The 25,169-nt window shown below is 44.8% G+C and carries 14 protein-coding genes; 2 read left to right on the plus strand and 12 right to left on the minus strand.

Going from position 1 to position 25,169, the window contains the following annotated elements; genetic code table 11:
* Positions 1-33: 33 nt before the first annotated feature.
* The 10 genes from B9A91_RS09300 to B9A91_RS09345 are packed head-to-tail and all read right to left on the minus strand — an operon-like array spanning position 34 to position 16,678.
* Positions 34-1,488: a M60 family metallopeptidase gene (locus B9A91_RS09300; RefSeq protein ID WP_084238067.1), complete on the minus strand. Its 1,455-nt coding sequence runs from the start codon at positions 1,486-1,488 to the stop codon at positions 34-36.
* A gap of 12 nt (positions 1,489-1,500) precedes the next feature.
* Positions 1,501-3,264, minus strand: coding sequence for an alkaline phosphatase family protein (locus tag B9A91_RS09305; RefSeq protein ID WP_084238068.1), 1,764 nt, complete (start codon positions 3,262-3,264; stop codon positions 1,501-1,503).
* A gap of 13 nt (positions 3,265-3,277) precedes the next feature.
* A complete protein-coding gene (locus tag B9A91_RS09310; protein ID WP_084238069.1) occupies positions 3,278-4,948 on the minus strand; it encodes a DUF5008 domain-containing protein in 1,671 nt (556 codons plus the stop codon).
* A complete protein-coding gene (locus B9A91_RS09315; RefSeq protein ID WP_235012509.1) occupies positions 4,932-5,672 on the minus strand; it encodes a fasciclin domain-containing protein in 741 nt (246 codons plus the stop codon). The genes B9A91_RS09310 and B9A91_RS09315 overlap by 17 nt, the downstream gene beginning before the upstream one ends.
* 20 nt (positions 5,673-5,692) lie before the next feature.
* Complete coding sequence (locus tag B9A91_RS09320; protein WP_084239653.1) at positions 5,693-7,246, minus strand: RagB/SusD family nutrient uptake outer membrane protein; 1,554 nt, start codon at positions 7,244-7,246, stop codon at positions 5,693-5,695.
* Positions 7,247-7,258: 12 nt separating this feature from the next.
* Positions 7,259-10,405 (minus strand): SusC/RagA family TonB-linked outer membrane protein, encoded by a 3,147-nt coding sequence (locus B9A91_RS09325; protein ID WP_084239652.1) that lies wholly within the window; start codon positions 10,403-10,405, stop codon positions 7,259-7,261.
* 53 nt (positions 10,406-10,458) lie between these two features.
* Complete coding sequence (locus tag B9A91_RS09330) at positions 10,459-11,508, minus strand: DUF5007 domain-containing protein (protein WP_084238070.1); 1,050 nt, start codon at positions 11,506-11,508, stop codon at positions 10,459-10,461.
* 5 nt (positions 11,509-11,513) lie between these two features.
* A complete protein-coding gene (locus tag B9A91_RS09335; protein ID WP_084238071.1) occupies positions 11,514-12,173 on the minus strand; it encodes a fasciclin domain-containing protein in 660 nt (219 codons plus the stop codon).
* Between the two features lie 4 nt (positions 12,174-12,177).
* Positions 12,178-13,707: a RagB/SusD family nutrient uptake outer membrane protein gene (locus B9A91_RS09340; protein ID WP_084238072.1), complete on the minus strand. Its 1,530-nt coding sequence runs from the start codon at positions 13,705-13,707 to the stop codon at positions 12,178-12,180.
* 10 nt (positions 13,708-13,717) lie between these two features.
* The gene (locus B9A91_RS09345; RefSeq protein WP_084238073.1) at positions 13,718-16,678 is read right to left on the minus strand and encodes a SusC/RagA family TonB-linked outer membrane protein; all 2,961 of its coding nucleotides are present in this window, start codon (positions 16,676-16,678) and stop codon (positions 13,718-13,720) included.
* Positions 16,679-17,097: 419 nt separating this feature from the next.
* Between B9A91_RS09345 and B9A91_RS09350 the strand changes: the two genes are divergently transcribed.
* Both B9A91_RS09350 and B9A91_RS09355 read left to right on the plus strand, forming a co-directional pair.
* Complete coding sequence (locus tag B9A91_RS09350; RefSeq protein WP_144008889.1) at positions 17,098-21,198, plus strand: hybrid sensor histidine kinase/response regulator transcription factor; 4,101 nt, start codon at positions 17,098-17,100, stop codon at positions 21,196-21,198.
* 100 nt (positions 21,199-21,298) lie between these two features.
* Positions 21,299-22,009: a DUF4198 domain-containing protein gene (locus tag B9A91_RS09355; RefSeq protein ID WP_084238075.1), complete on the plus strand. Its 711-nt coding sequence runs from the start codon at positions 21,299-21,301 to the stop codon at positions 22,007-22,009.
* Between the two features lie 98 nt (positions 22,010-22,107).
* Here the strand turns inward: B9A91_RS09355 and B9A91_RS09360 are convergent, their stop codons facing one another.
* Together B9A91_RS09360 and B9A91_RS09365 are read right to left on the minus strand one after the other, a co-directional pair.
* The gene (locus B9A91_RS09360; protein ID WP_235012510.1) at positions 22,108-22,872 is read right to left on the minus strand and encodes a sterol desaturase family protein; all 765 of its coding nucleotides are present in this window, start codon (positions 22,870-22,872) and stop codon (positions 22,108-22,110) included.
* 2 nt (positions 22,873-22,874) lie between these two features.
* A complete protein-coding gene (locus B9A91_RS09365) occupies positions 22,875-25,166 on the minus strand; it encodes a Gldg family protein (protein ID WP_084238076.1) in 2,292 nt (763 codons plus the stop codon).
* Between the last annotated feature and the right edge of the window lie 3 nt (positions 25,167-25,169).

A 25,169-nucleotide genomic window follows, 5' to 3' on the forward strand; every position in this document is an offset into this window, starting at 1 on the left:
TTATCTGTTTCTTAATGGATAATCAGCCAATGGTTATTTAGTCGGATCAAACAGCCATACCTGTTCTGTTAAAAGCGGGTATTGGGCTGCTATCTTGTTTTTGGAAACACTGCTCACATACAATCCCCATTGTTTCATAAAAGGTTCCATGTCCTTCTTGGTAAACTCCGATAGCCTTTCGTAGAAGAAGTCGACCTTATCCTGTTCGTTGTTGGCACCAAAGCGGGCCATACGGGCCTGGGTACACAGGTAGGTCATAAAGTCGAACCCATATCTTTCAAAGACCTGGACAAAAATCCCCATGCGGGCGTCAAGACTTGCAGATGCAAATTTTTTGTTTGCATCCACAGGTGTCGTAAAGGCAATTACCCCAGGCATGATCTCCCTGTACTTGGTATGTTTATAACCATGACGGTTGGTAATTTTAAAAGAGAAAAGGTTATTGGATACCTCACCCAGTTCAGACCAGCTCCAGGAATTCCCCATTTGCATGTTGTGCCCCAGTTCATGGTAAGTACCCCAGTTTGCGCCTACCACCTGGTCAATGGAAACGGCCTGCTTAAAATAAGCATCGGTGGCCATGGCCACCACCGGGTAACCCGAGTGCTGGGCACCAACTGAAGGTTGGATATCGTGCACATCGCGCCATGGTAATGTTGGGTTTCTGTTACGCACATCTGTAGTAGTTTCGGATAAGCCATACCATTCCCAATAGCTATGCAGGATTTCATCATCCCAGGCAGTCATGAGTGCAGTAGGACTGGCAATAGGGAATTTCGCCAGTTTATTGGTTGGTAAAGTAAAAATGATCCTTTTGCCCCGCAACTCAAACCAGGGCACGGTAGTTTTGGCGATCATGGCTTTCCACTCAGCATCGGTGGTTTCACCAAGCACAAAATCAGGCGATTTTACTGCTCCGGTAAACTTCAGCTCTACTTTGCGGCCCATCGATCTGGACGGGATAATCCAGATGGTACCTCCATACAGGTTACGCACATAATTGGTACCCGGAAAAAGCTGCACCCTTGTATAAATGATGGGTGCACGCTGAAGTGGATCTTTACCGGTAAGGTTATCGTTATGGGCGCCTACCTGTACCTGCAATCCGTAGGTATCGGAAGGTAAATTAATGATGATGAGTTCACCAGCAGGTGCATACAAGCCGGTACTGAAGTAACCACCGGGAGCTACACTGATCCTTAAGTCACTTGACTTTACCTGGACGTAGTCGAGATCAAGTGTAACCTTATAGCCGCTGAGCCGGGGCTCGGCAATATCTACCAGCCCGGGAAATGCCCTTGCAGCATTGAACTGCGATTTGTCTATTTTACTTCTTGAAGTATCCAGCACAAGATCGAAAGTATCCACAGGGTGGTTTCCATCAGTTGTGCCATCAGGATGATGAAGACCGTAGTTCTTGGTGCAGCCGATCATACCGCTAAGCAGGACCAGCAGGGTCATGCAGTTCAGTAAATTTATCTTTCTCATTGTTCCTGCGTTTTAAGGTTTAACATCTTTATATACCGGGATCCAGGTTTTGCCATCCAGCCCGAGGTTAATGGTCTTGACATTCATCCAGGCATAAATGAAGCTTGGAATATCGATCCCGTTAGGAATACGGGTGTAAATGTCATCAGCAAGGTCTACACACAGCTTAGGGGAATAGTCGCTAAAAGGCACCCATGCATAACTTTTTTCGAGGGCGAAGTCATTCTTCGAAGGGCTTTTATCCTGAAAGATACCACGTACACCATCTGTGGCCGGCCAGTAACCAATCAGGTTGTTGTAGTAAGGATTACTGCTTTTAACCGCTGTTTTACAGGCATTGGCAGCAATAAACTCGTCAGGAATAGCTGTATTATAAATCTGAATATCAGCAATGATCTGTTCTGTTGTGTTACCGAAACCAGAGCGGAAACCAGCTACCAGGTCTTCATTGTTGTTCACATTCCTGTTGGTAATGTCAACCGGGTTAGGATAAGCTTTTACACCGTCCTGGTAAATCATTACCCAACGCTTGCTGTTCTGATTGTAGATCTTGAAGCCCAGAGTATACCATTCGTTGAGCTTTAGTGGCGGCTGATTGGAAACCATAATCGACGCAGGCAGCCCGCCTAAACGCCAGTTCCCATCTACACCCGAGTGGATCACCCACCAGCCTGTGCTTGAATTTGCAGGGCTTGCACTTTTAAACAGAATAGGTGCATTTCCTGAGCGGTTGGTTGGTGTTGATTTGTCCATCAGGTAAGGAAAACGCAGTACCTTTAATTTAAACTCAACAGTAAATTCTCCGGTCGTACCAAAGTTGTAGGCTGCAGCTTTGGCCGCAGGCATACGGGCTATGGTATCACCATGCAACACAACTCCTTTTTCTTCAAAAGGCAGTTCCATTGTATTTGGCCTCGCATAGTACTGGAAAGAGAACCTCGGATTGTAAAGGATGGCAAAACTATTCAGCAGCGGTTTGCTGAACAGCGTACCATCGTTTTGTGCAGGAGGTACAGGAAAATTCCCTCCCTGATTAGAAGCCACGATCACCAGCCAGTTTTCTTTTTCATAGTCCGGCCGTTGCTTTAAGGTATTGATAGCTTCGCCGATGTAGGTATCCACATTCAGTATGGCACCGCTGTATTGAGCCACGCTACCATCATAGCCATATTGTTGTCCGGCCCGGTCTACACTGTTGAATTCGGCCAGAACAACATCTGCCCTGACATTTTTCAACTCATTGACCAGCGCATTTTTTACCGCGACGTCATCATTGCTAAAATTCTGGTTTACATCGGCATTGCTCACCAGGTTCTGGCTAAATGCAGGTGTAGAAGAGAAGGCCACAGTGCGCAGGGCAGCATTATTTTGTTTCAGCTGTTTAAAGAACATGGGATAATTCGTCAGATTATTCCCGCTGAAATCGGCTTTGGTTACCTTATGTTTTATCTTATTGAAACCTGTCAGCATATCAGCCCAGGAGGTTGCAGACAGGCCATTCTCATCGCTCACCCCATTAAAAGTTTGCAGGGCATTTTCGCTGATGGCAGTTAAGTTAGGCGCCTGTATGGTGTTGATCACCGTACCCCTGGCACCATCCACAATGATGTAAAGTATTTTGGGTGCTTTATATCCCGCAAGACTGTCGGGCTTTAAAGTCAGGTCGAGCCTGTTGTCAAAATCCTTGTTGCAGGAAAGCATGGTAAGCAGTCCCATTCCCATCAGGAACATTTTAAGTCCTGATTGATATTTTTGATATAACCTATGTATTTTCATTGCTTGTTTATGGTTATGGACGTAAAATGAACCGTACTATATTTCCTACTGTTTTATTGTCGAATTTGGAGATGTATCCTACCATGACCACCGCAGGAAAGCCCAGCGGGGAAGTGGTCTCATAAATATCATTGAGGAAGCCAACGAACAGGCCTGTGTTGTTGTAGCCCTGTGCCAGGCTACCGTCTGGGTTCAGGATCATAAAGCCCTGCCGTACCACGCCATTGTATTTTTCAAATGATCCGCTCACAATGATCAAACCACTGGAAAGCTGAGCAGAGAAACTCACCCCTCCGCCTTCAATGGTCCCTGGTTTAAAACCTTCGTTCAAAGAGCCGTCCTTATTGAGCATGACCACTCCATTGGCCGGTTTGCCATTAAAGTTTTTAAAAGAACCTGAAACCATAAACTTTTCGGTAACAGCATTGTAGCGGATGGCAGAGATACTGCCATCGGCCCCTGTTCCTACCTGGAATGTAGGGTCAATGATACCATTGTTGTCTACACGGGTAATGTAGTTGGCCGCTTTGCCCTGGAAACGGGTAAAACTACCAACAATGATCACCTTTCCATCATCCTGCATATAAGCATCTATAATGTCCCCGTTCGGGCGCTCATAACTGGTACCTGTGGCAGCGTTGAAATTGTAGGTCTGGTCCAGTTTACCATCGGCATTCAAGCGCAACAGATTGTACATCTGGGTATAGCCCAACACTTTATTGTCGCGCGTAGATCGCTCATAAAAATGCTCATAGTAGTTTGTAAAGCCGCCTATAACAATGGTTTTATTGCTGTAACTGAAAAGTTTACTTACCCCACCTGCCACTGCGCCATTAAATGCAGCGACCGTATCAAAGCTGTTCTTTGGGATCAGCGGGGTCAGGTTAACTACTTCAACAATAGCCGAATCCAGAGAACCGTTGGTATTTAAGCGGGTAATGTTGCCAATGCTTTTGCGTTTGTTGTAACTGTTGAACACTCCCCCTACCATGTATTGTCCGTTGCTTAGCCGCAGCACACTGGTTAACGAACCATTGGGCCCTGCCCCTGTAGCCAGTGAAGGCAGGTACTGTCCATCAGAAGAGGTTAAAGCAATTCCATTAATGGGTTGTTTTGCCGATGCATTTTTTTCAAAATCCGTAAAGCTGCCTACCAGCATAAAGTTGCCGTTTGGGAGGCGCAGGATCTGGCTGATCATGGAATTGGCACCTATAGCAGCCTTAAAGGTGGGATCTATACCTGCCTTGCCCGAAACGGTAAACTCTGGGCCGAAAAAGATCTGCCCATCTATCACAATCGTTGCCCCACCGGAACTTGCACCCGCAGGTACTTTTACTTTCACACTTTTATCGGTAATCTCAAGTATGCTGGCTTCAGTTTGGTTCATATAAAACTTCAGCTTATCCTTATAGGGCAGCAGTCCCGAGATCTGATATACGACCTCAGCCCCACTGTTGCCGCTGGCAGGTTTGGGTAATTCATTGGAGAACCTTACGCCCAGCGGCTCCTTTCCCCCCGCATAGGGATCGGCCTGCAGGTCTGTTGCTTTTTTACAGGACAGGCCAAATGCCATCATGCTCGCCAGGCACAGCAGGTACCATATCCTGGTATTTCTGTTTTGATTTTTCTTATTGATGTTAATCTGCATTTTCTGATCTCCTATACCTTTACTTTCCAATTCCATTTTCAATTGCCAGGTTTATAAAATTGAATGGGCTGAACCCAAAGAAATGATTGGTAAACCTGAGTGCATGTACAATTCCATTATCCGGATTGATATCTGATGAGGCCACCGGTGCATTGATCCAGAAACTTTTGGGCTTTGACAGGTCCGGGATATACGAGATCATCAACTGGCGGTACCCCGCGTACTTGATGGTTACGCGGTTTTCTGCAGGCCCGTTTACGGCATCATTAAAAATTACACCGATATTGAGCGGCCTGTCGTTATAAGAGGTATAGCCCTGCCCGGAATAGGTGTCCAGCGCCAGCGTATCTACCTGCCGGTAGTCTTTCAGCCGGTTGGTACCTTTAAATATGTACATAGATAGCATCTCTTTCCATACTTTTGGTTTTACTTCGTCCAGTGTTTTGATGGTATCGCGCCCGGAGATATAGAGATAGGCATTCAGCAGTTTTACTGTTGCGCCTATAGAAGGATCGGGCGGTGCAAAAAAGGTGATGTTCTCCTTTTTGAATACGTCTTCCATTCCCGCCAGTTTGATCACCTGTACCAGGGTATCAAAATGCAGGGGTTTGGATTCCAGGTACTGCATGATGCTGCCATTGAACTTTGGATTGGTTAGCCCGGTATCAATGTAATGGTCTTTTTTACATCCCATGGCAAAACACAGCGCTGCTGCAATAATGACAAGACATGCTTTGATGTGGTTTATATTTTTGTTCATAGCTGTTTCTTAAATGAAGCTTATTGCCAATAGTTGTTTAAAGTCATGTATGGATTGTTCTGCAATGCTTTCTTATCGATCGGCCAGGTCCATGCCCCGGATATAAAAGCAGAATAAGACATTGGCCTGAAGGAGAAGTTCGGGTCCATAATGCGTTTGGTACGCACCAGGTCATAATAATAATGTCCTTCACCCATCAGTTCCTTACAGCGCTCGTAATAAATAGCATCCTTGATCTTTCCCTCGCCCGGATTAGCAGGGAAAGCATCCGCTCCTGCCCTTGCCCTGATTACATTGAGGAGGGTTTGGGCACCTGCATCATCACCCATTTCAGCGCGGGCTTCTGCATGCAGCAGGATCACATCTGCCAGGCGGAAGATGATCGGATTATCGTCATCACCTTGTGTAGGCGCTGATCGGTTAAAAAACTTGTAAATAATGGCCTTACCGGTCTCATCATAAATATCGGCCTGATCAAACCAGATGGATTTGCGCTTATCTGCCACTGTTTCCGGGTAAAGGGTACGCATATAGCTTGAGCGGTAGGCCAGCTCACTTACCGACCTATCTGTAGAGGTAAGGAAAGGCAGGTGTGCCACGCTGTTGGAAAATTTATGCCTGCGGTCTACGCTGACCTCACCATAGTTACTGCTCAGCTGGATCTCAAAAAGTCCTTCCTGCGAACGGCCAAACATCACCAGATAGGTTTGTTCAATTGGCAATAAGGCGTAGGCACCCTGTTGCTTCATGCCAATTTCCTCGATCTCCTTTCCGAGCTCATCTACTGCTTTATAATATTCCTGGGAATTGAGGTTGTCAAAACCGGCGCACCACATATTGAGGTGCATCATCAGCGCTATAGCACTACCTCTCATTGCTCTTACCGCCCGATTTGCCGGATCTTTATAAGTCCAGGGCAAGTCTGCTTTTACTTTGTCAAGATCGGCAATACAGTTTTTAAACACGGTAACCATATTGGTACGTGGCAAGGGGTCCTGGTTGTAAGCATTGATGTAATAAGGCACATCGCCATATAGTCTTACCAGGAAGAAATAGGCCATACAGCGCATAAACACAGCCTCAGCCCGGTATTGTTTCCTCGAAGCCTCACTAAAGGCAGGGTCCTGTACGCGATCTACTTCCTTGTACAGGATATTGGCCGACTGGATCACTTTATAAAACGGTGTCCAGTTGGGAATGATGTCATAACGGGCACGGGCCTGGTACCACTCCAGTTCGGCATTATAGTCGGGCCTGGTCCTGGTGGCATCTGCTGCCAACGTTTTTTTCACATCATTTGCCGCCATATAATCAAAATCATAGCGTTTCGGAAATGTAGATCCGGCTTTTGCATAACTGTTGCGGAAATCGCCTATGGCCAGCAAAATGTTGGACATGGTTGCCGTACGGAACAGCCGGTATACATCCTTGGTAAAATCTTCGGCATCTTTAGCCGTTTTCCAGTAGTTGTTGCCCGACAAGCTGGTTACGGGTTCAACATTTAAAAACTTTTTACAGCCCGGATTTGCGATCAGCAGCACCAGTAGAGGGATTATGTATAAGATCTTTTTCATCTTCAATTTCATTTAGAACTGTACGTTAAGACCGAGTGAATAACTGCGCCTGCTCGGATAACCTTTAGAATTGTCGCGCCCCAGGTCTGTCACATTTTCAGGATCTGGCCCCGAATAGTTTGTGAAAGTATACAGGTTGTTCCCGGTACAGTAGACACGCATAGAAGTAATACCCAAACGTTCAGCAAATTTCCTGTCGAAGGTATAGGCTAACGTAAGGGTGTTGATTTTCAGATAAGAGCCATCTTCCTGAAAGAGCGTCTGGTCAAACCTGAAAGGCGCATAGGCACTGTAGCGCAGAAAATCGTAAGGATTAGGGTACATAGAAGCATCCCCTGTAGCTTTCCAGTGCTGGTACCTGTCCAGCGGCACCAGGTTTCCCTGTTCAACCGGATTGGCAAAATTCTGAAACTGTTCTGCCAGCGCATTGTTCAGGATATCCCTTTTTAAAGTAAAGGACATGTTGAGGTTGGCAGAGTAATTTTTATAGGAAATGAAGGAAGTGATACCCCCGGTAATTTTAGGAAAGGAGTTGCCTGCAATCACCAGGTCGCGTTCATCCAGAACATAATCGCCGTTAATGTCCGCCCAGTACGGATCCCCACCCTGGAAATAAACCGTGTTTGTACCGTTTGAAGTCCGGTACCTCAGCCCGGTAACAGGGTCAACCGCAACCTGGTCGGTCGTGGCATATACCCCTTTGGTATTGTACAATACGTTAGACAAACTGTTACGGCCCAGGCGGTACAGGATGTGCTGACCGGTGTTGGCATCCTTTAACATGATGGAACGTACAGCATCCGGCAGACGGGTAAGTACATTTTTATTGATGGCACCGTTTGCAGATATTGTCCAGTTTACCGGGCTACTCTTGGCAAGCGGACGCACAGTAAGGGAAAGTTCGTAACCATAGTTCACCAAGCTGACCTCGTTGGTCCTGATCTCCTCAAAGGCATTGTGATCTGCCAAGGCTTTAGTCCGCAACTGATTATCTACCATTTTATAATAGGTATCAAAAGTCAGTTGATACTTACCTTCCATAAGACCAAGGTCGAGCCCGGCGTTGAACTGTGTGGTAACCGTTGGTGTCAACAGCGTATTGGGCAATTGTTTGTAGCCAATCCCGATAGCCTGTGAGCCATTGTAAGAACCGCTGTAGTTATAGGAGCCGAAGGCATCGAATACATCGCCAACGGGCACAATGTTTTTGCCCCAGCTGCCACGCAGGGAGGCGTAATCAAGCCACTTTGCTTTTTCAAACCACTTTTCCTTATTAAAGTTCCAACGTAGGCCAACTGATGGATTTTTAGACCAGGGTACATCAGGTCCGCTGCTCGACACACCATCCAGGCGGTAAGAAAGGTCTACCACATATTTTTTGTCGAAGTTATAAGAAAGAGAAGCAGCAAGGGCAGCTGATCTGGAATCCGCATAGCTGTTCAATACCCCTCCTTTTGACTCCCCGGCATTGAAGCCACCGGGTCCCTGGTACTGATCGTTCGGCGTACGCACCTGGTTGATCACATGCGCCTGGTAATTACGGATGTACATTTCATTGAACAGAAAGAAGCTCAGGTTATGAAAGTTGTTGAAGGTTTCGGTGAAGTTGATCATGTTCCGGTTGTACAGCGTGCTTCTCCTGTCGTTGTAGCTATAAAGACTGGATTTGTTGTTGTTCAGAATGGCCGGTTTAAAAGTATCTTCGGTACCGGTATTGTAATCATAGTTAACCACACTGGTTACAGCCAGCGATTTCAGGAACTGATACCTGGCCTCAAGATTGGTTTTAATATTGGCCGATTTGTTGTTATTGTCTACAATCAGTGCCCCTGTTGCATCGCCAGCTCCGCTGAACAGCGATGGCGGAGGCAATAAAGAAGATGCCGCAGCCCCTTTGCCCACACCTCCCTGCTGAACCCCGTTCCCACTTCCTTTCTGACTTACACCAAGAGCCGTAGAAACATTAGAGAATAACCTGAATTTGTCGTTGGGCTGATACAGCACATTCATCCCCAGTGAGTACCTGGTAAGTCCTGTATTTTCAATAATTCCCTTTTCATCATAATACCCAAGATTGACTTTATAGTTAAACCTTTGGTCTCCACCCGAGGCATTTACGTTGTGGGTCTGGTTAAAGGTTGTCCTGTAGAACACACTTTGCCAGTCGGTAGAATTGTTGTAAAAAGCATTCAGGCTATCGGCAAGGAAAGGACTATTGTCTATCCGCTGCCGCGCATCATACATGTTGAGGCTGTAGTTGTACAGCTGCCATAGGCGCATATCGCGCTCGGTTTTCCCGCCGATCACCTCTCGGAGTTTTGGAGGGGTATTCACAAAAAAGTTAGTGGTATACTGGATGATCGGAGTTTTGGACTTACCTCTTTTGGTGGTAATGAGTATAACCCCATAAGCACCTTGTGAACCGTACAAGGAAGTAGCCTGTGCATCCTTTAAAATGCTGACCTCTTCAATATCTTCTGGTGGGATAAGAGAAAGCGGGCTGATGCCAGGGCCACCTTGTGAAAACCCGTATTCATAATTGGAGTTGGCATCCAATGGAACACCATCGATCACGAACAAAGGCGAAGTGGGGGTAAGGAATGCGTCACTGCCTGCTCCCTGAATGTCTATGCTAGATAAACCGCGCAGGAATACAGAGCCTCTTGCACCCGGGCTACCCGTATTGTTCTGGATATTCAGTCCCGCAACTTTACCTTGCAGCAGTTCCATTACGTTGGCTACAGGGACATCCTGAAGCGACTTACCGCTGATGGTAGTAGTTGCACCGGTTGATACTTCTTTGGTTTTTGCGGTATAACCCACAATAATCACCTTGTCTTCAAGGGTATTATTGGCTTCCTGCATTACAATACGCATTGGCTGCTTATCGTTTGCACGGAGCCTTTGTGGTTTATAACCGATATAACTGAATACTAACTCTGTATTTTCCGGTACAGTAACGGTGAAAGAACCATTACCTCCTGTAGAACCTACCGACTTAAGTGGGTTGCCCATGGCGACATTAACGCCCGGTAAACCCAGATTGGTTGTTTTTTCCAGAATGACACCTTTTACGGTCACCATTTTCTGGGCATAGGCCATCATGCCGGAGCTCAGCACCAGCCCAAGGATCAATAAAAGTTTCAACAAGTGCTTCATGGTCCTGTATTGTTTTAATGTGTTTCGCTTAAATCTGTTTTGCCTGGTATACATCATTCATTTTCGAATTTTGGGTTATCCCGGTTGAACCAAAAAATGATTTCCCATGCGCCTTGCTGGTAAATGCTGAAATTAAAGGAGAAACCTCCAAGCTCTTTGATCCCGCCAAAGCCCAGACGGTCGTAGCTGAAGATCAATTGTGCCTGCCTGCCATCTATGGTAGTATATGCCGTTGGAATATTTACCAGCGGGATCGGGAATGCGACATCATATTTTATATAGGTATTGGTCTTCTCCAAATTGAAACCATGCACCAGTTTTTCCCACTTGGTGAGGTTGAATTTATTGGGATTGATGACATGCTGTGTACTGTCCAGAAAACGTATGGTTAGGGAATTTCCATCGCCAATGCGGTTTAAATAAACATTGATGTCATTTGCTGTAAGTGCAGTAGAGGTGCGTTCACCGAGCATATTCAGAACAGTTGTAGGCCTTATGGGCGCATTTGAACTGGCACCGGTAACTGCATCCATGGAGTTAGGCTCATAAGGTCTTTCCTTATAAGGCTGCAGTTTCATGTTATTGAAATAACGGCGTCCGCCATTATTGGTTACCTCAACATCAAAAGTATAACCTGAATCGGGCAAAGATTTAAGGACGGAATTGTTGGCCGCCGCCCAGAGAATAAACTCTCCTGAATGTTCACGGACCTCAAAAAGCGGGTGTTTTTCAATGGCCCTCTTGGCTTCAATCTCTGCCAGGGATTGTTCTGTTCCGGTATAGGCTTTTTTCCAGACCAAAACATCAAAAGGTTTGATGAGTTCGGGTGCGACCTGTCCATCGTTGTTCCTTGGGTTTACAATCCTGAAGGTCAAAGGCAGGGTAGAATTCTGTGAGTCAAAATTATTGCTCATCAGGGTAGTACGCCCCAGTACCGGCTTATAGATGGTCTGGGTAAAACGCGCTTCAAGGTTAAAAGTGTCGCGGTCTGTAGGCAGCAGCTTTTTACAGGCGCTGAACATTACAGGCAGCAACAGCACAAAAACCGCGCATACAGCGGTCAGCTGTTTTTTATTTATCATGATCTTTTTAACTGAATTCATAACCGTTATTTATTGAGCCTGAGGGTAAATTCACTAAAACCGAATTCGTGTGAAGGAGTAAGCACATGTACCACGGCGTTGCTGGTAAAGATGTTTACTGCCTGGGTGGTTGTACGTTGCCACTCTACAATGTACTGCGAGTATTTAATATCACTGAACATGATGGATTTTGGCCCGCCCTTTACAAATCCATATGCATTGGAATTGATCTCTGTGGCATGCATTTCATAATCATGTTTGATGTTGTCCAACATTACCCCGTCCGTAAGCTGCAAGCTATCTGTTGTATACCTGCCACTGATGATATACCTGCTTAACAAGGTTTCCAATTGGCTGACATCTGCATTACCGAGGTTAAGAAGCGGCTTTTTTTGTGCAGCACGAAGGTTATTCAGGTTCAGCATGGCCAAGACAAAGCTGCGGTTGGTTGGTGCGAATACGGTAAATTTACCTGGCGCACTTAGGGAATCCTTTAACCAGGAAATGCGATCGACCACCCTTAACAGGGAATCATAGGTGCTTGGTTGCGCCTTCAAATAACTATAAACAGGCCCATCGTACTCATTTACCTTATTCTCATAATCGTAGGCCCCTTTATCTTTCTTACAGGCTGTAAATGCTATCGCTGCTGCCAGCAGCAGGATGAAATTTAATTTTCTTTTCATGTGATTACCTCCAATATTCGTTTTGGACCAGTGAAGAATTACGGCTCAGCACATCCTGGCTGATTGGCCAGAAGATGCCATCGCTGCTAATGAGTTTATTGAACTCTGGATTGTTGCGTTTGATCCTGTTGTAACGGACCTGATCGTACCAGCGCCAGCCCTCACCCATCAGTTCACGCCTACGTTCTTTAAAGATGGCGTCAATAAGACCTGAGGCAGGCCCGTTATACTGTGGCAATCCGCGTGCAATACGAACCTGGTCCAGGGCATCCCTTGCCGGCTGGATATTACCGATCACGGCCATCGATTCGGCATACAGGAGGGATATTTCTTCCAGGCGGGTAAAAACGATCGCAGAACTGAAAAGCCCAAGCGAACCATCTGTTGAAGCATTGCGAATACATTTTATTTTACTAAAAACGGTATTTGAGCTGCCAAATCCGGTAAAATAATCAGACACCGCCCTGCCTGTTTCTGCGCTGATAGAGAAACGCTGATCCTTATCCTCATTAAAGATCGAAAGTATGGTTTGGTCAGTAACAAATATCTGCGGTACGGTTTTTACCACCAGTGGAGCTGCAAGGGTAAGGTCTTCGATATGTCCATCCAGGCTGGCTTCCCTGTCGCTCCAGGCAAAGGGCAATCCGAACAGCTGAAAGGAGTTTTTGTCGTAAAACAGACCATCAACCCTGGTCAGCAATGGTGTAGCCACGAAACCTGCACCTGCCTTGCCGGCATTGTTAAGAACAAACCCTGCATAACCTGAAGCATCAATATAACGTTCGCTCCAGGCGGCAATATGGGCAAGAATGGCATAAGCTGAAATCTTGGTAAGCAATACCCCGCTCCAGGCACCTGTCGACTGGCCATAATACAAGCCGGGGAATATCGGGTCATTAACGTCTCCATACCGGTAAGGAAGGTCAGTTACAGCCTTCAGCAATTCGCTTTCCGCATAACCAAGAACTTCTGCTTTCGGACTGCGCGGGGCCTGTTCAAATGTGCCGTCATTGGCCGACCTGATCAGCGGGACATCGCCCCAGATCCGCGTCATATAAAAATAGGCAAAAGCACGCAGGGCATGCATCTGGGCAATATCTACCTGATAATTTTTCTCGGTATACTGTTTGTCCTTTTCCATTACTTCGTGTGCATGCGCAATGAAAAGGCTGGCACTGTTGATGACCGCGTAAAACCGGCGCCAGTTGCTGAGCGACTGAACCACAGGGTAGGGTGCATTCAGGTTACTGCTTATAATTGCCTTCAGATCGAGCCGAGAGGTGGCCTGAAAATCGCCATTACGCAGCTCACCATACAGCCAGTGACCATTATTATCGGCCATTGCAGCCCTTAACAGGCCATAGGTGCCCAGCAATGCAGAACGGGTATCAGTAATGGACTGCCAATTGTTTTTCTCGTTTACCAGGTGTGTTGAATCGATGTCCAACTTTTTATTGCATCCTGACATCAGCATGCTAAGCATGACTGTCCCTACAAGGATGCGCAAAGAGTTTATTATTGTATTGAACCTCATATCTTAATTTCTATAAATCGACTTTAATACCTAATATGTACGTTTTAGGCATGGAAAGGCCATACCCTGTATCAACCCCTGTATAACTCGCTACTTCCGGGTCGCCTCCGCTATAAGGAGTGATGGTAAACAGGTTGGTAGCTGTCATGTAAACTACGAACCTGTTCTGCAGACGCTTTCTCGGATTAAAAAAGTTCACCTTACTCAGATCGTAGCTCAATGAAGCAGAACGGAGTTTCAGATAAGAGCCATTCTCTATAAATATATCCTGGTCAGAACGGTAAGACTGGACTGCACTCCAGGGGTTGTACACCGGATATTTTGAAGCATCGAAATTAGTTTGCCAGAAAGTGATCTCATCTACAGATGAGATGTCGTTTTGCCCCTTCCTGTTGATGAAATCAAAACGGTTGGCCACGGCCTGGTTCATGATATTACGGCCCAGCGCAAAATATACATTGAAATTCAAACCAAAATTACCGTAAGTGAACTGGTTGGAAAAATTGCCACTTACTTTTGGCATGTAATTCCCAAGCGCCACTTTATCGGCCTCATTGATGGTGTAATCGCCATTCAGATCTTTCCACCGGGGATCTCCTCCACGAAATGGCACCCCCTTGTAGTTCAACACCTGAAAGGTCTGCGGATTAACCGGCACATCCACATCCGAGTTGAAAACGCCATCGGTCTTTAATACCCAAAATTTGTCTATAGCCTGTCCTACCACCAGTTTTTGTGTGCCAATAAGGATTTCTGATACCCCACCAGGCAGTGCGTTCAGTTTATTCCGGTTGTAGCTGGCGTTAAAACTGCTGGACCAATTGAATTGCCGACCTTTAAGCACTTCCGCCTGCAGGATCAATTCGGCTCCTGAATTGTTGACATCCATTCCGCTCTGATAGGCAGAAGTATAGCCAGACTCAGCATTTATCGGCATAGGGAGCAACATACGCTTGTTGTTTTTAGCATAAAGCTCAAGCCTTGTCTGTAAACGGTTATCAAAGAAGCCTGCATCAATGCCCAGATTGCTTTCCTGTACGTAAGACCATGGAATATCATATCCTACCCAGCCCTGGTTATATGGCCTGGATAGTGTTCCAAAACCTCCATAAGAATAGAAAGCAGGGCTTCCTGACCAGCCCAGATCAACATTATATTGCGGACCAGCGGCAAAACGGTCGGTAAGGAGCAGGTTGCCAATGCGGCTCCATGATGCCGAAAGCATGAGTTTGGAAAATACGGTATTGTTTTTTAACCAGACACTTTTCAGATTATAATCTGCGCTGATGACCGGCGAGAAGAACCACTTAGCCGAAGGCTGCATATTGGACGAACCATCGGTACGCGCAACAGCTGTTATACTGAAATCTTTATTGTATTCGTAGGTAGCCCTGGCATAAAGTGAGCTCAGGTTTGCTTTCTGACGATCGGTGAAACGATAAACAATAAAATCTTTGGGAAGCAGGTACTGGTCATTTTTAGGGTCGCCGTTCACCACATTGATCCTGATATAGTCGCTCGAGCCTTTATAACCATAAGCATAATTGTATTTGTTCACATCAGCCTGGAAAGAATGTCCTGCTTCCAGGTTTAACTTCTGCGCAGAATTGATGTCATAAATATATTTTACCGTATTTTCGACAATAAAGCGCTGATTATAGCCAAAATAATTAGAAACATAGTTATTTCCATCAAGCATGGTTGAAGGAAAGAAAACATCGCGCAGCCCCTCATTATAATCAAACCCTATACGAGAAATGATATCCAGGTTGTTCAACTTACCGGTAAGGGAAAAATACCCTTGAATGGAGTTGTTCTTATTTCTATCGATAGAACTGGTTTCATAATCTTTCAGTAGGTTGCCATAGATCAGCTTGTTCGGAGAAATAGGACTGAACAGGTCTGGCACATATTGCATTTCCGAAAAACGGTCACGAAACGAACGGTTCCTGTCGCGTTCCATCCGATTGGCATTGATCATACTGGAAACCGTAAGCCACTTTAAAGGCAGCATATTAATGAAGAAGGAAGCCGTATACTTGTCAAGCTTTGTCCCATCGGCATTGCCGGCATTTGTGGAATTTCCACCAAAAAAACGGAAATTCGACCTGCTGGTACCTCCTGTAATACTTCCATTTAGGGTATGTACAGGACTATTTTTAAAATAAAGATCTGTCCAGTTGGAAGGCCCATAATAGTTCTCATTGGTCACATCCCGCAGATAGCCCGGATAGGCATCAAAATCAGCTGGTGAAGCAAACTTTTGATAAAAGGGCATTCTGAAGTCGCTCTCATTTTTTGCATTTGCAGGTATAACCTGATCTTTCTGCGTCATGCCATAATAGCTGTTGAAAGTGATCTGGCTCAGCCCTTCACGTGCATTTTTGGTAGTGATAAAAATAGCTCCGTTTGCAGCCCTTGGGCCATAAACACCTGCTGCAGCCCCACCTTTGATGATGTTAATGGTTTCTATATTGTCCAGGTCAATGGCCGACAGTAAACTCGTTGCCGTCCCAATAGGTAAATAGTCGAAACGCTGTACATCAAACATAAATGGGTTATCCTGAATCAAGGGGATGCCATTCAGGTAAACTGCAGGCTGTGCCTGGTAAATGTCTTTTCTGGACAGCAGTGGCATAGGCAGGCCTCGGATCAGCATACTTTGTTCGGAAGTTCCCGGCTCACCGGTAGTTTCCTGCACATATACACCTGCCGCATTTCCTTTCAATACCTGCTGCAGGGTACTCAACGGAACATGGCTCAATAGTTTGACCGGTAATGAATCCATATTTTTTGAGGATACAAAGCGTTGAAGCTTTACACTTCCTGAGTCCCTGGCTGCAGTGTCTTTTGCCGAATCAGGCCTGGCATCCTGACCATATCCGCTTAGCGGAAAACCAAGACCTGCAAGAAGAAAAGACACAAGTATCCATTGACAATGCCTGTGTTTGTTAATTCGGGTATTTCTCATCCGTTATAATTGTTTTTCGTTTGTTGGTTGTTTTTGTGGGGTATTCTGTTTTTTGTACCGAATCTTTCGTCATCGCGTTGACGAAAGATGTTTCCGGCTGGAAACCAGCGAAAGGAAATAAATGGTAAAAGAAAGCCTCTAGGGTTTGGTAAATTTTTTATTCATACAGTTTGGTTTAGGTTCTTAATTGAACAACTGCATTTTTTTTCTTTAAAGCTGGTTTGGGCTTTTCAGGTGTCGCTGTTTTGTTCCGGACGATAAAATATGCGCTGTTCAGATATCCAAATCTGGATGATTATTCGTTTAAAAAAGATGAATATTCTAAACTTTTGGGTAGAAAATTCATAAAAACAAGGCCGTTAAACGCAGATATACCTATCTTTAGTACATCAAACCATAAACCACGCTCATTAAGCTGTATGAAATTTGCCAGATGGAAAATCTTCGTTTTTTGTCTTTCCATTTTTGCTGCCGGGACGGCGGCAATGGCCCAGCTACCGATCAGCTTTGGTAACCTGACCATTGAAAACGGACTCTCGCAAAATTCAGTGATCGCCATTGCACAAGACCGCGCAGGTTTTTTATGGTTTGGTACCAGGCAAGGACTGAACAGATATGATGGCTACCAATTTAAAATCTATAGAAACAGTTCCAGCAATCCAAACAGCATTTCGGGCAACGAAGCACAGGCCCTATTAACCGACGCCGCAGGGCAGCTATGGGTAGGCACTCCTTACGGATTGAACAGATATGATCAGGAAAAGGACGCTTTTATTAACATTACAAAAAAAAATGGATTAAGTGCCAATTATATAGAAAGTATTTATGAAGATGCAGACAGCAACCTCTGGGTGGGTACCATCAATGGGTTAAACCTGCTGACAGACAAACGCAAAAACAGGTTCCGGACCTTTCTTTTTAACCCGAACAAATCGGACGCGGTTAACCGCATTTCCTGCATTTTCAGAGATAAGGATAAGAACATCTGGGTTGGTACAGGTAGGGGTTTGGTTTGTATGACCTTTAAAAACGGCACCTATACCTACAAGGTATTCAGGCATAAAAACGGAGATGCCAGCAGCCTTAATTCCGATTATGTAACCGCCATTGCAGCAGATCAGCAGCAGAACCTCTGGATAGGCACAGACAATGGAATTGCCTTGTTTAACCCCTCGGGAAAAAACTTCCGTACCTTCAGGCACAACAACCTCGATCCTGGCTCCCTGATCCACAATGATGTAAGGGAGATAAGGCAAGATGATAAGGAATTGCTATGGATTGGCACGCAGGAAGGGCTAAGCATACTTGACCCTGAAACCATGAAATTCAACAATTATCAGCATGAGCCCGAGGTAAAGGGTAGCCTTAGCCACAACTCCATACACAGCATTTTTCAGGATAATGCAAAAACCATGTGGGTAGGCACTTATTTTGGCGGGGTAAACTTTGCCTATCCTATTGCTACGCGCTTCACAATTTATCAAAACAGCAAACTTCGGCCCAGCATCAGCGGAAATGTGATCAGTTCTATTGTGGAAGACAAAAACGGGAGTCTATGGATTGCTACAGAAGGCGCAGGCCTGAATTATGCCGATCTTAAACATAACGTTTATAGGAATTACAAGACAAATCCCGATAATCCGAACAGCATCACCTCTAACCTCATCAAAATCATGTGTGCAGACCGATCTGGCAACGGCGACCTAATTATCGGAACGCATTATGGGGGATTAAATATCTTTAGTCCTGCAACCGGTAAATTCAGGCATATTGTTAATGTAAAAAACGACAAAAACGTACCCGGAACGGCCGAAATTATTGCCTTGCTACACGACAGCAGGGGCACCCTCTGGGTAGGTTCAATGAACGGTTTATCCGTGCTCCGCAAAAAAAATGGGTTTTTTGATTGGAGAACAAGTAAAAGTCCGCTGGATAAGTTTGTACATAAAGGCAGATATGGGGTAACCGCCCTTTTTGAAGACCGCGAAAAAAACCTTTGGATGGGAACCACTGCGGGGCTGTACCGGTATAATTTTAATACCAAACAATTGCATTCTTTTTTGAAAAACGAAACCGACAGTACCAGGCTGTATTCCGATTTCATCAACTGCATCAGCCAGAGCAAGGCCGGTAAAATCCTTATCGGCACTTATTTTGGCGGCTTTAGCATTTATGATCCGGCTACCAACCATTTCAAATCTTACGAAGAAAAAGATGGTCTGGCCAACGACAATGTATTGGGTATTATTGAAGATGATAAAGAAAATTTATGGATCAGTACAGCGAATGGCTTGTCTGAATTTAATGCAGGCATTAAAAAATTTAGGAATTACACCAAAAGTGATGGTCTGGCGGGCAATGAGTTCAATGCGCGATCGTACTTTAAAAGCAGTCGGGGCGAAATATTTTTTGGAGGGCTAAACGGCCTCAGTTCCTTCTATCCTTCAAATATCCAAACCAATACCTTTACTGCACCAGTGGTCTTTACCGGACTTAAGCTGTTTAACCAGCCTGTAGTTGTAAATGGACCAGACCAGCTATTAAAGGAACACATGATGCTGACACGGCAACTAATCTTTAAACACGACCAGAACCATTTTACCATTGGTTTTGCATTGCTGAACTACATTAAGTCTGACAAGAACAAGTACGCCTACAAGCTGGAGGGCTATGATAAGGGGTGGAATTATGCAGAAACACCAAGCGCGACCTATACCAATTTGCCTTCCGGCAAATATCAGTTCAAAGTAAGAGGCATAAATAACGATGGTATTCCCGGCATTAATCTGGCCAGTACCATCATTCGTATTATGCCCCCGATATGGGCCAGCTGGTGGGCTTACCTGATTTATATCTTTATTTTCTCTATTATCCTGTTCCTGATCGTCCGTTACCTGTTTATACGTGCTCTGCTCAAAAGGTCTGAAGATGTTCAAAAAATGAAACTAAATTTCTTCACCTACGTATCTCATGAAATACGGACCCCGCTTACCCTGATACTCGGCCCGCTTGAAACCTTATCAAAAACCACCAAAGACAATCCAGAGATCAACAATCAGATTCTCCCGATTAGAAATAATGCAGAGCGACTCATGCGACTTATTACAGAACTGATGGATTTTAGAAAAGCGGAAACAGGGCATCTTAAACTAAGCGTCGCCAATGGTGATATCATTGGCTTTATTAAGGAGATCTTCCAATCGTTTCAGCACCTGGCTACCGTACACCAAATCCAGTATAGCTTTAATTGCGAACAGGAAGAAATAGAATTATATTTCGACTGGGCACAGCTGGAAAAAGTGTTGTTTAACCTGCTCTCCAATGCCTTTAAATTTACAAGCGATAAAGGCCGGATTTCTGTGTCTGCTTCAGCTACGGCCGAACAGGTGATTATTAAGGTAAGAGATAACGGGAAAGGGATTCCCTACGAAAGCCAGAATAAACTGTTTAGCGATTTTTTCCAGGTTGACGAACCTGGATCAAGCCATATTGGCTCGGGTATAGGCCTGGCCTTATCCAAAAGCATCGTAGAGGCCCATGGCGGAAGCATAGCTATAGAAAGCAGTCCGGCCAGTAATGAAAACCCTGGTGATACCTGTTTTACCGTAACACTTAAAAAGGGCAAGGCACACTTTAAGGCCAGTGAGCTTACCGGCACTTCGGAACAGGCAGGTAGCTATCAGCTTTACACCGGCTCGTTACACCAGTCGGCAGCAGTTTCTGAAAAAGGGCCTAAAAAAACAGGTGCAGAAACCATACTTCTTGTAGAGGACAATCCGGAAATCCGGCAAATGCTGCGGGGTTATTTAAATACAGATTATGAAGTAAGAGAAAGTGAAGACGGATTAAAGGGCTGGCAAACTGCTACCGAGCTTTTGCCAGACCTCATCATCTGCGACATTATGATGCCGGTAATGGATGGGCTGAAACTGTGTAGCAAACTTAAAACAGATGAACGGACTAGTCATATTCCGGTTATCCTGCTTACTGCAAAATCAACGCATGTACAACAAATGGATGGCCTTGAAACAGGGGCTGACAGTTATGTAACCAAACCCTTTAGCATAGATCTGCTGAAGCTGAATGTACGGAACCTGCTGCAGTCGCGGAAAACCATGCGCCAGAAATTTAGCCAGCAGGTAACCCTACAACCCCAAAATGTTACCATAAGCAGCGTTGAACATACCTTTATGACTAAAATGCTACAGTATATCGAAGATCACATGGGCGATCAGGACTTCAACATTCCAGAATTGGCTGCACACATAGGGATGAGCCAGCCGGTCCTGTATAAAAAAATAAGGGCCATTACTGATCTTTCGGTAAATGACTTTATCAAAACCATCAGGCTCAAAAAAGCGGCCCAGCTGTTTGTGCAGAAAAAATATAATGTTTCAGAAATCTCCTATCTGGTAGGATTCAATGACCCCAAATATTTTAGCCGGGAATTCAGGAAACAATTCGGGCAGAGCCCCAAGGAATACGTGAATGCACTTCCCGCAGCAGGTTCCGTCGATTAACCACCAGTACACTTATTTATATTAATTCTAAATAAATTTCCTAAGCCGGGATATACTTCCTACATTCGCTTAATTTTTAATCAATCTAAATAGCAGAGATATGAAATCATTATTACTGGCTTTACTTTTTACATTAGGAACAAGTCAATTATTCGCACATGCGTTATGGATAGAAACAGCCACTTCGGGCAAGGTTGGACAGGCGCAGCAGGTAAAAATATACTATGGAGAGTATGCTACAAACGAGCGTGAGGAAACCGATAAATGGTATTCTGATGTTAAAGAGTTTACGCTATGGCTAACGGCTCCCGGTAAGGAAAAAATTAAACTTAGTACCACTCCTGGAAGTAACTATTACAGCGCAACCTTTACTCCTGAAGGAAACGGCCAGTATGTATTAACGGTTAGCCATGAAGCAAAAGAACTTGGCGGTACCACAAAATATGAATTTATAGCTACTGCACTGGTATCTGTGGGTAAAGCAGCCGCAATAGATCATTCGGCCATTCCGGTTGCGGTTAAAGTGCATCCTACAGAAGCTAAAACTTATAAAGCAAATGCATCGGTACAGGTAAAAGCAACTGCAAACGGGCAGCCACTAGCCAAAACTGCGGTTTCCGTTTTTTCTCCGGAAGGCTGGAGCAAAGAAATAACAACTGACGAAAAAGGGATGATTACCTTCAGTCCGATCTGGCCTGGAAGATATCTGCTGGAAGTAGCTGCACGCGAGAAAAAAGACGGCACACACCATGGCAAGACCTACAACGCTGCATGGCAGGGTGCCACTTACAGTTTCGAAGTAAGTAAGTGATGTAAAGTCCTGTTGACATCAATCATTCGATAAAATAATCAAGAAATAAAATATAAAATCCCTGGATATTCATTTATCCGGGGATTTTATATTTTGAATTACCCAAACCGTTTTTGCTGGAGCTGATCGTAATGCTTTACATAATCAGGATGTTCTGTACCCATCAGCCTGTCCCATACCCGCAGGTACAATCCATAATTTCCCTTGAATTTTTGATGGTGCAGGTTATGGAAAGTAGAGGTATTGATGATTTCAAACAGAATGGTTTTTCTGAAGCCTTTAGGCATAATTTCATACCCAAGATGCCCATATACATTAATAACGAAAGATGAAAGTGCAAATAATCCTATGGTTAAAGGATGCAAAGGCATAGTGAAAACCAGCAGGATGATGACTGCACCTTCCGCTATCGCCTCAAGGAAATGGAAGGAATAGGAACTCCATGGCGAGGGGTTTGTACTCTGGTGATGCACCAAGTGGGTTATTTTAAAGAGTTTTTTGTTGTGCAGCGCCCTATGCATCCAGTAAAAATAAGTGTCGTGCACGAGTAAAGTCAGCACAAGGCTTACCGGGACCCACCATACAGGATAGTCGTCCAAATCGGTATAGATAAAGGTATACGGTCTGAGGCTATCCGATAAAGCGATGATTGCGGTAATGGACAACATTACGCTGGATATTGAAGAGTGAAGAATTTCCCGAAGAAAATCGGCCCTGCCCGCCAGCCTGCTTTGAATTTTATTTCGCAACAGGCTTTTGGGGAAAAGCAGGTAAAAAACTAAAAAAAAGATACCCGCAATGATAAAATAACGGCCTATAGTAATGAGAAACGCCCAGCTAATGGATTCAAATAAATGTTTCATGATTATTTACGTTTTCTGCGGATTAAGATGATCAGGCCGGTTAGGAATAACACACCTGGTAACACCCCGTAACACAAGACCTGCAAAGGCATTATGCTTTCCTTGGTTAATGTGGTTGAATTATCTTTTGAAAGTGGCCGGCTGGCATCTACCGGAAATTCGCCATAGGAGAACCAGCGAAACATACTCATTGCAAATGCGGAGTTCAGGGTCCGCATGTTTGAACGGTTCAATTCCATATTATTGAAAAAGTCTGCATCAGCAGTCACAATGATCCGCTGCTCTTTATTACGCGCCTTTCTGGTGAGCATCAAAGCCGTAGGAAAACTTCCCTGCTGATCGCCTTTAACCGGGTCAAATTCTAATGCAGCAGAGTCCAATACAATTTTGCCTTTTTTGAGCCAGGTTGACTGGGCGTCTGACATTAAAAGCGGGTGGGCATTAAATATCCCATTTGTTGAGTAGCTCAACGCTCCGGCACTGGGCATAGAGACAATCATTTTATAGGAATAATACTGCTGCAAGCCCTTGTCCATCGCAACAGCACCAGGCGCCAGGGCAGGTGTAAGCAGGTCATAAGAGTAGTCTCTGCTCTTTTGAACAATGGTTCCATTCAGCATTTGAACGCCCAATGAATCCAACAGGGGATTGATAACATTTTGTTTACCCGGCTCCCCCGCAATCATCAGGTTGCCGCCTTCTCTTATGTATCTTTGAAGCTTTGCTTTTGCTTTTGCTGTAAATTCTACCCTTGGATCGGCGATAATCAGCGCGGCTATATCTTTTGGAATCTCATTATGCTCCAGAGAAACACTGTCAACATCAAATCCCTGGTTGATCAGGGAATACCTGGAAGCTTTATTATTTGCCAAAATCTTATAGTCCCTGTCGCCCATTTTATCCATGCTACGCTGATAGCCATCTGTTGCAAATACCAATTTGGGCGGAGTTGTTGTCAACCGTTTCAATGCAGCCGCAGTTTCTGTCTCCGAAGGCCAGAACTTCTGATCAGGCGGCGGGAAGGTCCTTAAGAAAGTGCTTTTACCTTTATACCTTAACTGCATGACCAAACGTGCGTCTTCACCACGCAAATCTGCCTGCTGCGCCAGCTCTTTAGCGGTAGAAAAATTACCAAGATCCAGTTCATTGACATTTACCATGAAGTTGACATATTGTTTATAACTCATCTTTTGTTCAATCAAATGTGGCGTAATACCGGGAACACTATCATAATAATACACCCATTTCAGGTTGATATTCGGCTTAAAACGGAAATAAGGTTCCCACCGTGCAATGTTAGGAATGCGCATAGCCGGAGTTGAATTAAAGTAAGAACCATCCAATCCGTTAATATACTCTGTCACCTCAATGGGGCCATCACCAATTTTTTTAAGGATTTCCTGACTTGCCCTGGTAATGGTATTCACTTTGGTTGCCGTTGCATCATAATAACCGATGAGGGGCTGACGAGAACTGAGATAAGCAATAGTTAACCCTATGATTAAGATGCCGACGTAACGTATGGCCTGTTGAAATGCAGTTCTGGACAAGCGTTCCAGTTCGAGTTTGGTAATGGTGAAAGCCAGGAACATCCCTGCAATGACAAGATAATAAATCACATCCCGGGAGTTCAGTAGTCCTGCGATCATACGTTCAGTACGACTGGGCATAGAAAGACTATGGGTAAGATCCCGTATAAAATCAAGGTCTTGTCCAACGGTGCCGATATAATTCATGAATGCCAGCATCACAAATGTACTGATAGCAGCTACCGCCTGATAGGTAGTTAAACTGGACACAAAAATCCCGATAGCTGCATAGGCACTCAACAGCAAATAAATAGCAAGTAAAGCAATTATAATATGCGGAAAGTCGAAGTTAGGAACATGCCATGCGCCAAGCAGCACAAAAAATGCCATGACCATAATAATCACAAAATTGAAGGCCAGCATGGAAATGAACTTTCCGTAAATAACTTGGCTCAGCTTTACCGGAGAAGAATATAACAATTTGATACTGCCACTACTCAATTCCCGGCTTATGATACCCATAGTAATTAAAGGAATATACAGGTAAAGGTGTTCCAGCATTTGTGATAAAATGCCGATTTTTTGAAGATCGGTAAAAATGCTGCTGGTCAAAAAGCTTAAGTCTTGTCCGCCTGTTAGTGCAGGCATAGCGCCCATAAACATTAAACTGAGCTGAACAAAAAGGGTAATGGTTAATAACCAGGCTACCGGGGAATAAAATAGCAGGCTGAGCTCCAGCCTGGCTATTTGTATGATTTTCTTCATATT

Source organism: Pedobacter africanus, assembly GCF_900176535.1.
GTDB lineage: Bacteria > Bacteroidota > Bacteroidia > Sphingobacteriales > Sphingobacteriaceae > Pedobacter > Pedobacter africanus.